We start from the raw sequence: 13566 nt of genomic DNA, 5'->3' as shown, positions 1-13566 counted from the left end.
CTTGTGGGCGCCACCGGGGGCGGGGTCGTGGCGCTGTCCGGCGGCGTGCCCGACCTGCGCACCGCGGCGCCGGGACGGAACGCATCGGGCAGCGCGGCGCTTGGCGACTGGATCGCCATCACCCCGCGCGAGGCGGCATCCGTCACCGGGCTGGAGCGCCGGGCGCTGCTGCCGGGCTGGGCTTGGCTGATCCTGGTGTCCGGGCTGATCCTGACGGGCTGGCTGCGAGAGGGCCGGATGGGCAGCGGACGGGCGCCTAGCGCCGGGCAAGGGGCGGCCTGATCGGCTTGCCAACGGGCAAACGCATTGCTAACCGGGGAAAAACGTCCCGAAGGAACGACCATGGCCGACGAAACGCGCGCCCCCGCCCCCTATACCGAGGCCGACCTGTCGCTGATCAAGCGCATCATCCCGCACCGGTATCCGTTCCTGTTCATCGACAAGGTGCGCGACATCGTCCCGCACGAGGGCGGCGTCGGCATCAAGATGGTGACCTGCAACGAGCCGCATTTCCAGGGCCACTTCCCCGAGGAACCCGTCATGCCCGGCGTCACCATCGTCGAGGCGATGGCCCAGACCGCGGCCGTGATCGTCGGCGTCAGCATGAACATCATCGACAAGCCGCTGGCCACCTATTTCATGGGCATCGACAAGTGCAAGTTCCGCCGCATGGTGGTGCCCGGCGACGTGCTGGAGCTGCATTGCAAAGCCCTGCGCGGCGGCGGCAAGATCTGGAAGTTCGAGGGCCGGGCGACCGTGGACGGCCAGTTGTGCGCCTCGGCCGAGTTCACCGCCATGATGGCCCTGAAGGCCGATGACTGACATCCACCCGTCCGCCGTCATCGAGGACGGCGCCCGGATCGGCGCGGACGTGCGGATCGGTCCGTTCTGCGTGGTCGGGCCGCGCGTGCAACTGGCCGACGGGGTGGTGCTGAAGTCCCATGTCGCCATCGCCGGGGACACGACCATCGGCGAGGGCACGGTGGTCTTCCCCTTCGCCTCGATCGGCGAGGTGCCGCAGGACCTGAAGTTCAAGGGTGAGGACGTGCGGCTGGAGATCGGCGCGCGCAACCGCATCCGCGAATACGTCACCATGAATCCGGGGACCGAGGGCGGCGGCGGCGTGACCCGGATCGGCGATGACGGGCTGTTCATGGCGGGCTGCCACGTAGGCCACGACTGCCGGCTGGGCGACCGGGTGATCCTTGTCAACAACGCCTCGCTTGCCGGGCATTGCCACCTGGACGACGACGTGATCATCGGCGGGCTGTCAGGCGTGCACCAGTGGGTCCGCATCGGGCGCGGCGCCATGATCGGCGCGGTGACGATGGTGACGGCGGACGTGATCCCCTACGGCCTCGTGCAGGGGCCGCGCGGGCATCTGGACGGGCTGAACCTCGTGGGCCTCAAGCGCCGTGGCGCCAGCCGGGCCGATATCCACGAATTGCGCGACATGCTGGACAAGCTGGGCGGCGGCAGCTTCCGCGATACCGCCCGCCACCTGGCCGAGGGCGAGACCGGCGGAATGGTCCGCGACGTGCTGGATTTCATCCTCGGCCCTTCGGACCGCAGCTTCCTGACCCCGAAATCCGAATGACCAGAACAGCCGTCATCGCAGGCCAGGGCGCGCTTGCCCCCGCCGTCATCGCCGCCTTGGACGCGCCTCTGGTCTATGCCCTAAACGGCTTCGCGCCCGAGGGAGTGGAGGCGCAGCCTTTCCGGCTGGAACGGCTGGTGCCGTTCCTGGACAGCCTTCTGGATCAGGACGTGTCGCGCGTGGTCTTTGCGGGCGCGATCCGTCGTCCGCGCCTTGATCCCGAACTGTTCGACAATCGCACCGCGCAACTGGTGCCGCGCATCATGATGGCGATGCAGTCAGGAGACGACGGCGCCTTGCGCGCGGTGCTGAAGGTGTTTCAGGAACACGGGCTGGCCATCGCCTCGGTCGCGGAGGTCGCGCCAGACCTCATCCCCGCCGAGGGCGTGCTGGCGGGCGAGCCTTCCGTCGCCGATCGTCGCGATGCCGCGCGTGGGGCGCTGATCCTTGCCACGTTGGGGCCGCTGGACGTTGGGCAGGGCGCGGTGGTGGCGCAGGGCCAGTGCCTTGCCATCGAGACGCTGCCGGGAACGGCCGCGATGCTGGACTTTGCCGCCCGTCACGCGGGCCTGAGGCCGAACCCCAACGGCGCGAAGGGCGTGTTCGTCAAGGCACCGAAGCCCGGACAGGACATGCGGATCGACCTGCCGACCCTTGGCCCCGACAGCGTGACACAGGCTGCGGGTGCCGGTCTGGCGGGGATTGCCTGGCAGGCGGGCGGCGTGATCCTTCTGGACCGGGCAGAGGCCGTCCGGCGCGCGGAAGCCGCAGGGTTGTTTTTGTGGGCGATGTCGCCTTCGGGTATTTGAGCAACGAAGAAATCGGCTTCTTCGTTGCTTAAATACCCACAGGACATCAGCAGCGGGGCGATGCGCATGAAGTTCTTCCTGATCGCGGGCGAGCCCTCGGGCGACCAGCTGGGGGCGGCGCTGATGGCGGGGCTGCGCGAACTGGTCCCGGCTGCGGAGTTCGTCGGCATCGGCGGCGAGGCGATGACCGCACAGGGCTTGGACAGCCTGTTCTCCATGGGGGAACTGAGCGTAATGGGCATCTGGGAGGTCTTGCCGAAATACCGCCACCTCAAGCGGCGCATCGCCGAAACGGCGGCCCGCGTCGTTGCCGAAAACCCTGACGCGCTGATCGGCATCGACAGTCCCGATTTCTGCCTGCGCGTGGCTCGCGCCGCGCGGGCGGATCGTCCCGGCTTGCGGGTGATCCATTACGTCGCGCCCTCGGTCTGGGCCTGGCGTCCGGGGCGGGCCCGGAAGATGGCCGAGGTCGTCGATCACGTGCTGGCGATCCTGCCCTTCGAGCCGCCCTTGATGCAGGCCGCGGGCATGACCTGCGATTTCGTGGGGCATCCCATTGCGACGGCCCAGGTGGCAGGCCCAGATGACGCCGCATTGTTCCGCGCGGGTCACGGGATCGCGCCAGATGCCCCCGTGGTGCTTTGCCTGCCCGGATCGCGCGGCGGAGAGGTCGGCCGCTTGCTGCCGCGTTTCGGAGAGGCGCTGACGGAGCTGCGCCATCATGTTCCCGACATGCAGGTGGTGCTGCCGACCGTGGCGGGCGTCGCCGGTCAGGTCCGGCACGTGGTGGCGCAATGGCCTGTCCGGCCGCTGATCGTCGAGAATGGCGACCAGAAGCGCGCCGCATTTGCGGCAGCCGATCTGGCGCTTGCGGCGTCGGGCACTGTCAGCCTGGATCTGGCGGCGAACCGGGTGCCGATGGTGATCGGCTATGACATGGCGCCGCTCAGCCGGATGCTGGTGGGGATGTTGCTGAAGACCGACACGGTGACGCTGGTCAACCTGGTCAGCGACACGCGCACAGTGCCCGAGTTCCTGGGCCGCGATTGCCGGCCCGCGCCGATGGCGCAGGCCTTGCGCAGGCTGCTGGACGATCCGCAGGCTCGGCAGGCCCAGTTGGACGCCATGGACCTGACCATGGACCGGCTGGGCAAGGGGGGCGAGGCGCCGGGATTGCGCGCCGCCCGGTCCGTGTTGCGGGCGGTTACAGGACCGCGGTGACGATCACCTCGACCTTGTAGTCGGGGGTGGCGAGCTTCGCCTCTCCGGTCGCGCGGGCGGGGGTGTGGCCCTGGGGCACCCACTGGTCCCAGACGGCGTTCATTTCGGCGAAATCGGCCATGTCGGCCAGCCAGACCTGGGCGGACACGATGCGGGTCTTGTCGGTCCCCGCTTCCGCCAGAAGGCGGTCCACCTGTTCCAGCACGACGCGGGTCTGGTCCGCGACCGATGCTCCGGGCTCGCCCACCTGGCCGGCCAGCCAGACGATGCCGCCCGCGATGACCGCCTGGCTCATGCGCGGGCCGGTCTCAATACGCTTGATGTCGCTCATGTTCATGCTCCTTGAATGAGACGCCAGAAGAAGATCGCGGTCATGCCGAAACCGATCACGGCAATCAGCAGACGCAGGGTGTCGCGCGGGATGCGCCGGGCCAGCGGCGCACCGGCATAGCCGCCGGTGATGGTGCCCGCCGCCATGATCGCCGCCGGCGCCCAGGCGACCGCGCCGCCCGCGGCGAAGACCGCGAAGGCCACCATCGACAGCGCGAAGGACAGCCAGCATTTCAGCCCGTTCATCTGGTGCAGGTCGGTCATCCCCCACATCGCGAACATGGCCAGCAGCACGATCCCCAGGCCGCCGTTGAAATAGCCGCCATAGATCGCGACCGGCATCAGGATGCCCAGGCCGAAGGGCGTGACCACCGACCGCCAGCGCGAGGCCATGCGGCGGACATCGTCGGCGAAGGAAAAGACCAGCGTGGCCGCCAGCAGCAGGAAGGGCACCAGCGCCGAGAACGCCGTGTTCGAACTGACCAGCAGCAGCCCGCTGCCGATCGCGCCGCCGATCATCGTCCAGGCCGTCAGCCGCGCGAAAGGCGCGTCGTGGATGTCGCGGATGTCCTTGCGGAAGGCGATGGCGGACGACAGGTAGCCCGGCAGCGCGGCGATGGTGCTGGTGGCATTGGCAGCGACCGGGGGAATGCCGATGAAGACAAGGGCCGGAAAGGTGATGAAGGTGCCGCCGCCCGCGACGGCGTTCAGCATCCCGCCCAGCAGCCCGGCGGCAAACAGCAGGGCAGCTTCCAGCATGGGCGGCCTTTCGATCCAGGGTCGAACGCCTTGAAGCGCCAAGGATTCGTATCGGCCAAGACGCTAGCGGCAGGGTCGTGGGCGCACAAGCCCCGATGCCGCTGCCCCGACTGCCCGCCGTCCGGGCAGGACTGCCCGTTTTGCGGGCCGCCGCCGCGGCGGCATGTTAGCGACATCTGGCGTTGAAGAAATGTCGTAAACGGTGTTGCGCGAACGGCACGGCGCCGCTTAACCTGCTGATGCGCTGATCAAGAAAACAGAACACGGGGAGAGCGCCTTTTGCTGGACGACCGCCACGGCGATAGCTTCGTCGCCTTCGAGCATGTGCAGAAAAGCTATGATGGACAGACGCTTGTCGTCAAAGACTTGAACCTGTCCATCGGCAAGGGAGAATTCCTGACGATGCTCGGCCCATCGGGTTCGGGCAAGACGACCTGCCTGATGATGCTTGCCGGCTTCGAGACCGCGACTCATGGGGAAATCCGGCTGGGGGGGCGCCCGATCAACCAGGTGCCGCCGCACAAGCGCGGCATCGGCATGGTGTTCCAGAACTATGCCCTTTTTCCGCACATGACCGTGGGCGAGAACCTGTCCTTCCCGCTGGAAGTCCGGGGCATGTCCAAGGCCGACCGCGAAACCCGCATCGCCCGCGCGCTGGACATGGTGCAGATGGGCAAGTTCGCCAACCGCCGCCCCGCGCAACTGTCGGGCGGCCAGCAGCAGCGGATCGCGCTGGCCCGCGCGTTGGTCTTCGACCCCGAGCTGGTGCTGATGGACGAACCCCTGGGCGCGCTGGACAAGCAGCTGCGCGAACACATGCAGTTCGAGATCAAGCACCTGCACGAACGCCTTGGAATCACGGTGGTTTACGTCACCCACGACCAGGGCGAGGCCTTGACCATGTCCGACCGGGTGGCGGTCTTCAACGACGGCCGCATCCAGCAGCTTGCTGCGCCCGCCGATCTTTATGAGCGCCCCGAGAACAGCTTCGTGGCCCAGTTCATCGGCGAGAACAACAAGCTGCCCGGCACCATCGAGGAACTGTCCGGCGACAAGGCCCTCGTGCGGCTGAAGACGGGCGAGCTGATCGACGCCACCCCGGTCAACATCAAGGAAAAGGGCCAGCAGACGCTGGTGTCCATCCGTCCCGAGCGGGTCGAGTTCAAGCCCGAGATGATGCCGCCCGGCGCCCACATGATCGGCGCCGAGGTCTGCGATGTCATCTACATGGGCGACATCCTGCGCGCGCGCCTCAAGGTCGCGGGCAGCGCCGATTTCGTGATGAAGATGCGCAACACCATCGGCCAGACCCGGCTGGAACCGGGCCAGCAGATCAGGATCGGCTGGCATCCCGCCGATGCCCGCGCGCTGGACCCGGTCTAGGCGCCCGGCGCCCGCCGGGCGGGCCAAGAACGACGGCGAATGCCGCATTTCCCTGCAGCTGGAGTGATAGATGAAGAAGACGCTTGCCCTTACCACCGCGCTTGGCCTGATCGCCTCGCCCGTCCTGGCCGATGTGAACCTGCTGTCCTGGGGCGGGGCCTATGGCAACAGCCACCTGGAAGCCTATGCCAAGCCCTTCGAGGCCGAGACCGGCATCAAGGTGACGATGGCCGACGCGGACAACCCGGCGACGCCCATCAAGGCCATGGTCGAGGCGGGCAATGTCACCACCGACGTGGCCTCGGTCGAATATGCCGACGCGGTGCGGCTGTGCGACGAGGGGCTGCTGGAAACCATCGACCCGTCGATCCTGGTCGCGGCCGAGGATGGAACGGCGGCGGCGGACGACTTCATCGACGGCGCCGTCACGGAGTGCTTTGTCGCGACCGACGTGTATTCGATGGTCCTGGCCTTTGACGACAGCAAGTTCGCGGACGCCAAGCCCACCACCCCCGCCGACTTCTTCGACCTGGAAAAGTTCCCCGGCAAGCGCACCATGCGCAAGGGCGCCAAGTTCAACCTGGAACTGGCGCTGATGGCCGACGGCGTGCCTGCCGCCGAGGTTTATGACGTGCTTGCCACCCCCGAGGGCGTGGACCGCGCCTTCGCCAAGCTGGACACCATCAAGAACGACGTGATCTGGTGGGAGGCTGGCGCGCAGCCGCCGCAACTGCTGGCGGATGGCGAGGTCACGATGGCCTATGCCTTCAACGGCCGGATCTTCAACGCCGCGCAAGGCGAGGGCAAGCCCTTCAAGATCATCTGGGACGGCCAGATCTACGAGATGGAAGGCTGGGTCGTGCCGAAGGGCGCCGCCAACAAGGAGGACGCGATGAAGTTCGTGGCCTGGACGACCTCGCCCAAGCCGCAGGCCCGCGCGGCGGAATTCATCAGCTACGGTCCCCCGCGCAAGTCGGCGGCGGCCCTGGTGGGCAATGTCGAGGGCACCGACGTGCCGATGGGTCCGAACCTGCCCACGACCGAGGCCAACATGACCAACGCGCTGGCCTCGAACCTGGATTTCTGGGTGGACCGCGACGCCGAACTGAACGAGCGGTTCAACAGCTGGCTGGCCAGCTGACGCCATCGGGGCGGGTCGAAGCCCGCCCCCTTGCCCCGGACGGGGCCAAGAACACGGGGCAACGCACCCCACCAAACAACGGGAGTAAAAGAACGTGAAAACCACTATGGTTCTATCCACCGCCCTTGTGGGCCTCGCCTTCGCGGCGCAGGCGCAGGACAAGGAAGTCAATGTCGTTTCCTGGGGCGGCGCCTATGAGGTCAGCCAGGTCGAGGCCTACAACAAGCCCTTCACCGAAGCGACCGGCATCAAGGTGAACATGATCGCCGCCGACGATCCGGCGACGCCGCTCAAGGCGCAGATCGAGGCGGGCAACGTCACCGGCGACGTGTTCGACGTCGAGGTCAGCAACGCGATCCGGCTCTGCGACGAAGGCGCCCTGATGGAGATCGATCCGGCGATGCTGCCCGCCGCGCCCGACGGCACCCCCGCTGCCGAGGATTTCATCGACGGCGCCCTGCTGGACTGCGCGGTCGCCAACATCTTCTGGGGCACGGTGATCGCCTTCGACACGACCAAGTTCACGGGCGAGAAGCCGGATTCGGCCGCCGATTTCTTCGACACCGCGGCCTTCCCCGGCAAGCGCGGCCTGCCCAAGAACCCCAAGCGCACGATGTATCTGGCGCTGATCGCCGACGGCGTTCCGGCGGATCAGGTGTACGAGGTTCTGGCGACGCCCGAAGGCGTGGACCGGGCCTTTGCCAAGCTGGACACGATCAAGAACGACGTGGTCTGGTGGGAAGCGGGCGCGCAGCCCGTGCAACTGCTGGCCGACGGCGAGGTCGTGATGGCCACCGGCTATAACGGCCGCTTCTTCGACGCCATGGTGGGCGAGGGCAAGCCCTTCGAGATCATCTGGGACGGGCAGTACATGGACATGGACATGTTCGTGATCCCGAAGGACGCGCCTAACCCGGAAGCCGCGATGGAATACCTCAAGTTCGCCACCGACACGCAGCGGCTGGCGGACCAGGCGAAATACATCGCCTACGGCCCGTCGCGCAAATCCTCGGCCGCGCTTGTCGGCAAGTACAAGGACGGCACCACCGACATGGCGCCGCACATGCCGACGAACCCGGACTACATGAAGACCGCCGTGATGGACGATCCCGAGTTCTGGGCCGACCATGACGCCGAACTGACCGAACGGTTCAACAGCTGGCTGGCCGGCGCCTGATCCGAACGACTGCCGCCGTTCCCCGCGCGGGACGGCGGCCTTGAACACCTTGGGGAAGACATGGCGAACGCACTTGATCCGCATGCAGCCATTGCGACAACGGCTGGAGGCGTGACCGACGGGGCGCTGCGGACCGCCGATGGCCGGCCGCTGGTGCGCGCGCTGGCGCGGTCGCAGTCGCTGGCCCGCCGCCGCGCCTTTCTGCTGGTGCTGCCGCTTCTGGCCTTCATCCTGATCACCTTCGTGGTCCCGATCGGTCAGATGCTGCAGCGGTCCTTCTACAACGACGGCTTTTCGGCCCACATGCCGCAATTGTCGCAGTGGTTCGCCGACAACCCGCGCGGCACGGAACCGGACGAGGCCGCCTGGACCGCGCTGGCCACCGACCTGAAGGCCTCGGCCGAGGCGCGCACCATCGGCGTGGTGGGCACGCGCATCAACTATGACGTGCCGGGCACGCGGTCGCTGTTCACCTCGACCGGGCGGCAGGTGCGGCGGGGGTTGGAACCGCCTTACCAGGCCGCGCTTCTCGACATCAACGAGGACTGGGCCGATCCGCGGCTGTGGTCCGCCATGCGCGACGCGTCGAGCCCCGTCACCGGCAACTTCTACCTGGCCGCGGTGGACCGCAAGCGCGGCGATGACGGCAGCATCAGCCAAGTCGAGGAACGCCAGCAGGTCTATGTGATGCTGTTCATGCGCACCTTCTGGCTGTCGCTGGTCATCACCTTCGTGACCTTCGTGCTGGGCTTTCCCATCGCGCATCTGCTGGCGACGCTGCCGATGCGCAAATCGAACCTGCTGATGATCCTGGTGCTGCTGCCCTTCTGGACCTCGCTTCTGGTGCGCACCACAAGCTGGATGGTGCTGTTGCAGCAGCAGGGGGTGATCAACGACATCCTGGTCTGGCTGGGCGTGATCGGCGGCGGGCAGCGGTTGCAGATGATCTACAACCAGACCGGCACGATCATCGCCATGACCCATATCCTGCTGCCCTTCATGATCCTGCCCTTGTATTCCGTGATGCGCACGATCAACCCGTCCTACGTCCGTGCCGCGCGGTCCCTGGGCGCGACAAGCTGGACCGCGTTCCGCCGGGTGTATTTCCCGCAGACGCTGCCGGGGCTGGGGGCAGGGGCGCTGCTCGTGTTCATCCTGGCCGTCGGCTACTACATCACGCCCGCGCTTGTCGGCGGATCCTCGGGGCAGCTGATTTCCAACATGATCGCGATGCACATGACCGACACGCTGAACTGGTCGATGGCGGCGGCACTGGCCGCGCTGCTTCTGGCCGCGGTCCTGCTGCTGTATTGGGTGTATGACCGGATGGTCGGCATCGACAACCTGAAGCTGGGGTGATCCATGGCTGTCCCGACCTATGCAACGCCCCTGGAGCGCGTCTGGCATTATGCCTATCTGGTGATCTGCGGGCTGATCTTCTTCTTCCTGATCGCGCCGATCATCGTGATCATCCCGCTGTCCTTCAACGCCGAGCCTTATTTCACCTTCACCGACCGGATGCTGTCGTTTGATCCCAAGGGATACAGCACGCGCTGGTATCGCAGCCTGCTGACCTTCGGGATGCAGAACCCTGACGCGACCGGCTGGGCCTTCTGGTCGGATGCCTGGGCCAATGCGAACTGGGTCAAGGCCGCCAAGAACTCGATCATCATCGGGGTGTTTTCCACGCTGCTGGCGACGGTGCTGGGGACGCTGGCGGCGCTTGGCCTGTCGCGGCCCGAGATGCCGTTCCGCCGGGCGATCATGGCGATCCTGATCTCTCCCATGATCGTGCCGCTGATCATCACGGCGACGGGCATGTTCTTCTTCTACTCGAACCCCTGCGAGCTGCTGGGCGTGTTCGGCCTGCCCACGAATTGCGGGCGGCTGGCGGGCACCTATGTGGGCGTCATCCTGGCCCATGCGACACTGGGAATACCCTTCGTGATCATCACCGTCACGGCGACGCTGGTGGGCTTCGACCAGTCTTTGAACCGGGCGGCGGCATCCTTGGGGGCCAATCCGCGCACCACCTTCTTCCGCGTGACCATGCCGCTGATCCTGCCGGGCGTGATCTCGGGCGCGCTGTTCGCCTTCGTGACGTCCTTCGACGAGGTGGTGGCGGTGCTGTTCATCGCCGGCCCCGAACAGCAGACGATTCCGCGCCAGATGTGGAACGGCATCCGGGAACAGATTTCGCCCGCGATCCTGGCCGTGGCCACGCTGCTGGTGATCTTCTCGATCGCGCTGCTGACCACGGTGGAACTGTTGCGGCGGCGGTCCGAGCGCATCCGGGGCGTGACGCCGCGCTGAGAGCGCCGGGGGACTTCACGTCCCCCGGACCCCCTGTGGGATATTTGGCCCAAGGCAAAAGGGCCGGGTCAGGGCAGGATCGCGAGCCACATCCAGATCGACAGGACCGAGATGGCGGTGGCAACCAGCACCGTTGTCGCGGCGACCCGCTTGGCAGCCCCGTAGAGGTTGGCGAACAGATAGGCGTTGACGCCCGGCGCCATGGCTGCCGTCATCACCGCCGAGCGCAGGCCGGCATCGTCCAGGCCGGAGGTCCGGGCGATGGCATAGACGATGCCGGGATGCACCAGAAGCGAACAGGCGCAGCACATGGCGATGGCCCCCATGTCCCCTTCGGGCCGGTAGCGGTAGAGGATGCCGCCAAGGCCGAACAGCGCGGCAGGCAGGGCGGCGCTGGCGATCATGTCCACGGCGGCCCAGAAGCCTTCGGGCATGACAAGCCCGGCCTGTTGCAGCACGTTCATGGTCATGCCTGCCAGGATGCCGATGACGAGCGGCGTGCGCAGCACTCCCGTCATGGCGCGCAGGGCGACGCGGCCTACGGAGAGGCCGCTACCATGGGCGCGGGTGAATTCCATGAAGGTGATGCCGAAGGTGTAGAGCAGCGGCGAGTGGATCGCGATGATCGCCCAGTTGCCGGACAGCGAGTCCGGGCCGTAGGCGCGCTCCATGATCGGGATGCCCAGCAGCAGGCTGTTCGAGAACAGGCAGGTGAAGCCGATCGCCACGCAGTCCATCGGCGGGCGGTTGAACAGGAACCGCGCGCCCGCCCAGCCGATGAAGAAGCTGGCAAAGGCGCCGACGTAGAAGGGCAGCAGCAGGCCCATGCGGAATTCCGTCCCCAAGTCCAGCCGTGCCATGGACGCGAAGAGCAGCGTGGGGGCGGCGAAGTTCTGGGCGAAGACCATCAGCCCGTCCACCGCGCTTTCGCGGAAGATGCCGCGCCAGGCGACCGCATAGCCGAAGCCCACGATCAGGAAGACCGGGACAATGATGTTGAACAGCGCGCTCATAGCGCGGCGGGGTGGTCGGGGGTCGCGGCGCTGGCCTCGATCACCATGCCGTCGAAGGCGGGAACGATGTGGTCGGGGGTGGTCGCCGCAACGGTGGCATAGTCCATGTCGATATGCATGTTGGTCAGCACGGCATGGGGAACCTCGGACCGGGCGATCCAGTCCAGCGCCTGTGCCAAGTGGGCATGGCTGGGATGGGGCTGCGGGCGCAGGGCGTCGCAGACGAAGACCTCGGCCCCGTGGATCAGGGGCCAGGCGGCGTGCGGGATGTCGGACACGTCGGGCAGGTAGACCAGCCCGCCGATGCGCAGGCCGAGGGCGGTGATCTCTCCATGCTGGACGCGGAAGGGGATCATCGTGACCGGGCCACCGGGACCTGTCACGGCGATGGGCCCGTCGATCAGGTGCAGGTCGCAGATCGGCGTGTAGTAGCTGCCGGGCGGGGTCTTGAAGATATAGCCGAAGCGGTCGAGCAGTTGTTCGGACGTGGGCATGTCGGCCCAGGCGGGGATCAGCCTGCCCGCGTTGAAGGCCACCTGCCGCAGGTCGTCGATGCCGTGGATGTGGTCGGCATGGGGATGGGTATAGACCACCCCGTCCAGCGTGGCGACATCGGCGTCCAGCAGTTGCGGCACCAGATCGGGGCCGGTGTCGATCAGCACCTGCGTCACGCCGCCGGGGCCGGGGCGTTCCACCAGCAGCGAGCAGCGGCGGCGGCGGTTCTTGGGTTCAGCAGGATCGCAGGCGCCCCAGCGGTTGCCAAGGCGCGGCACGCCGCCCGACGATCCGCAGCCCAGGATCGTGGCGCGGATCATGCTGTCGGTCCCGAGGCGGCCTTCGGGAACAGCCGGTCAAAATTGGCCGAGGTTCGGGCGGCGAACTGCGGGTAATCCATGCCGAAGACCTCGGCCACCAGCGCGGCGGTCTTCGCCACATAGGCCGGTTCGTTGCGCTTGCCCCGATGCGGGGGCGGGGCGAGGTAGGGGCTGTCGGTTTCCACCAGGATGCGGTCCACGGGGGCAGCGGCGAAGATCGCGCGCAGGTCGGCGGATCGCGGGAAGGCCGCAATGCCGGACATCGACAGGTAGAAGCCCAGGTCCAGCGCCGTCTGCGCCAGCGCCGCGCCCGAGGTGAAGCAGTGCATCACGCAGGAAAATGCGCCCGCGCGATGTTCTGCGGTCAGGATGCGGGCCATGTCGTCGTCGGCGTCGCGGGAATGGATGATAAGAGGCAGGCCGGTTTGGCGCGCGGCTTCGATATGAACTGCCAAGCTTTCGGCCTGACGGGCGGCGCTGTCGGCGGTGTAGTGGTAGTCGAGGCCGGTTTCGCCGATGCCCACGAACTTTGGATGGGCTGACAGGGCGACAAGCTGGTCCACCGTCACCATGGGTTCGTCGGCCGCGCTCATCGGGTGGGTTCCGGCGGCATAGAAGACGCCGTCGAAGCGTTCGGCCAGGGCACGGACCTGGGGTTCCTGGCGCAGGCGGGTGCAGATCGTCACCATGCGTGTGACACCTGCCGCACGGGCGCGGTCGATCAGGGCGTCATGTTCGCCGTCGAAGTCGGGGAAATCCAGATGGCAATGGCTATCGACGATCGGCGATGGGGCCGCGTGTGACATGGATCAACCTTTGGCTGGCAGGGCGGATCGCGCGGGCGGCAGATGCGCCATTTCGATCAGCATATCCATCACCAGCGCGGCAGGGTCAAGGTTGACCGCCCGTCCGGTGCGGGCGCGGGCGGACAGGCGGGCCTGTGCGTCGGCCCAGGCGCGGGCTGCCCCATCGTCGGGCGACAGGCGCGCCAGCAGCGCGCCCTCGCCG

14 protein-coding genes and 2 pseudogenes are annotated in these 13566 nt (G+C 67.2%); 10 read left to right on the top strand and 6 right to left on the bottom strand.

Annotation, left to right across the window (positions count from 1 at the left end):
* The 5 genes and pseudogenes from J0F76_RS18065 to lpxB form a co-directional block, all read left to right on the top strand.
* Positions 1-282: pseudogene (locus J0F76_RS18065) on the top strand (hypothetical protein); the annotation flags it as partial.
* 60 nt (positions 283-342) lie between these two features.
* The gene (gene fabZ, locus J0F76_RS18060; RefSeq protein WP_207471617.1) at positions 343-822 is read left to right on the top strand and encodes a 3-hydroxyacyl-ACP dehydratase FabZ; all 480 of its coding nucleotides are present in this window, start codon (positions 343-345) and stop codon (positions 820-822) included.
* Positions 815-1597 (top strand): acyl-ACP--UDP-N-acetylglucosamine O-acyltransferase, encoded by a 783-nt coding sequence (gene lpxA / locus J0F76_RS18055; RefSeq protein WP_207471615.1) that lies wholly within the window; start codon positions 815-817, stop codon positions 1595-1597. Before fabZ ends, lpxA begins: the two co-directional genes overlap by 8 nt.
* The gene (locus J0F76_RS18050) at positions 1594-2406 is read left to right on the top strand and encodes an LpxI family protein (protein WP_207471614.1); all 813 of its coding nucleotides are present in this window, start codon (positions 1594-1596) and stop codon (positions 2404-2406) included. The genes lpxA and J0F76_RS18050 overlap by 4 nt, the downstream gene beginning before the upstream one ends.
* Before the next feature lie 66 nt (positions 2407-2472).
* The gene (gene lpxB / locus J0F76_RS18045; RefSeq protein ID WP_207471620.1) at positions 2473-3627 is read left to right on the top strand and encodes a lipid-A-disaccharide synthase; all 1155 of its coding nucleotides are present in this window, start codon (positions 2473-2475) and stop codon (positions 3625-3627) included.
* On the opposite strand, the gene J0F76_RS18040 is transcribed toward lpxB, so the two are convergent.
* Entirely contained in the window at positions 3611-3958 is a 348-nt protein-coding gene (locus J0F76_RS18040) for a RidA family protein (protein ID WP_207471611.1), read from the bottom strand. The genes lpxB and J0F76_RS18040 overlap by 17 nt on opposite strands.
* Before the next feature lie 2 nt (positions 3959-3960).
* The gene (locus J0F76_RS18035) at positions 3961-4716 is read right to left on the bottom strand and encodes a sulfite exporter TauE/SafE family protein (RefSeq protein ID WP_207471609.1); all 756 of its coding nucleotides are present in this window, start codon (positions 4714-4716) and stop codon (positions 3961-3963) included.
* Positions 4717-4995: 279 nt separating this feature from the next.
* Here J0F76_RS18035 and J0F76_RS18030 point away from each other — a divergent pair, with 279 nt between their 5' ends.
* From J0F76_RS18030 to J0F76_RS18010, 5 genes are all read left to right on the top strand, one after another.
* Positions 4996-6099 carry an ABC transporter ATP-binding protein gene (locus J0F76_RS18030; RefSeq protein ID WP_207471607.1) on the top strand — a complete coding sequence of 368 codons (1104 nt, stop codon included), beginning with the start codon at positions 4996-4998 and terminating at the stop codon, positions 6097-6099.
* Between the two features lie 70 nt (positions 6100-6169).
* Positions 6170-7240: an ABC transporter substrate-binding protein gene (locus tag J0F76_RS18025; RefSeq protein WP_207471604.1), complete on the top strand. Its 1071-nt coding sequence runs from the start codon at positions 6170-6172 to the stop codon at positions 7238-7240.
* Between the two features lie 106 nt (positions 7241-7346).
* Positions 7347-8417 (top strand): ABC transporter substrate-binding protein, encoded by a 1071-nt coding sequence (locus tag J0F76_RS18020; RefSeq protein ID WP_207471619.1) that lies wholly within the window; start codon positions 7347-7349, stop codon positions 8415-8417.
* A gap of 60 nt (positions 8418-8477) precedes the next feature.
* Positions 8478-9776, top strand: a complete 1299-nt coding sequence (locus J0F76_RS18015) for an ABC transporter permease (RefSeq protein ID WP_207471597.1) — start codon at positions 8478-8480, stop codon at positions 9774-9776.
* Positions 9777-9779: 3 nt separating this feature from the next.
* Positions 9780-10730 carry an ABC transporter permease gene (locus tag J0F76_RS18010; RefSeq protein WP_207471596.1) on the top strand — a complete coding sequence of 317 codons (951 nt, stop codon included), beginning with the start codon at positions 9780-9782 and terminating at the stop codon, positions 10728-10730.
* A gap of 68 nt (positions 10731-10798) precedes the next feature.
* Here J0F76_RS18010 and J0F76_RS18005 read toward each other — a convergent pair whose 3' ends face one another.
* The 4 genes and pseudogenes from J0F76_RS18005 to J0F76_RS17990 all read right to left on the bottom strand — a co-directional run.
* The gene (locus tag J0F76_RS18005) at positions 10799-11743 is read right to left on the bottom strand and encodes an AEC family transporter (protein ID WP_207471595.1); all 945 of its coding nucleotides are present in this window, start codon (positions 11741-11743) and stop codon (positions 10799-10801) included.
* On the bottom strand, positions 11740-12558 hold the full coding sequence (locus J0F76_RS18000) for an MBL fold metallo-hydrolase (protein WP_207471594.1): 819 nt from the start codon (positions 12556-12558) through the stop codon (positions 11740-11742). The genes J0F76_RS18005 and J0F76_RS18000 overlap by 4 nt, the downstream gene beginning before the upstream one ends.
* Positions 12555-13364 (bottom strand): TatD family hydrolase, encoded by an 810-nt coding sequence (locus J0F76_RS17995; protein ID WP_207471592.1) that lies wholly within the window; start codon positions 13362-13364, stop codon positions 12555-12557. Before J0F76_RS17995 ends, J0F76_RS18000 begins: the two co-directional genes overlap by 4 nt.
* 3 nt (positions 13365-13367) lie before the next feature.
* Positions 13368-13566 (bottom strand): annotated as a pseudogene (locus J0F76_RS17990) (DNA polymerase III subunit delta'); the annotation flags it as partial.

The sequence above is a fragment of the Paracoccus fontiphilus genome (assembly GCF_017356265.1).
Classification (GTDB): Bacteria; Pseudomonadota; Alphaproteobacteria; order Rhodobacterales; family Rhodobacteraceae; genus Paracoccus; species Paracoccus fontiphilus.
This window is presented reverse-complemented; position numbering and strand designations above follow the sequence as displayed.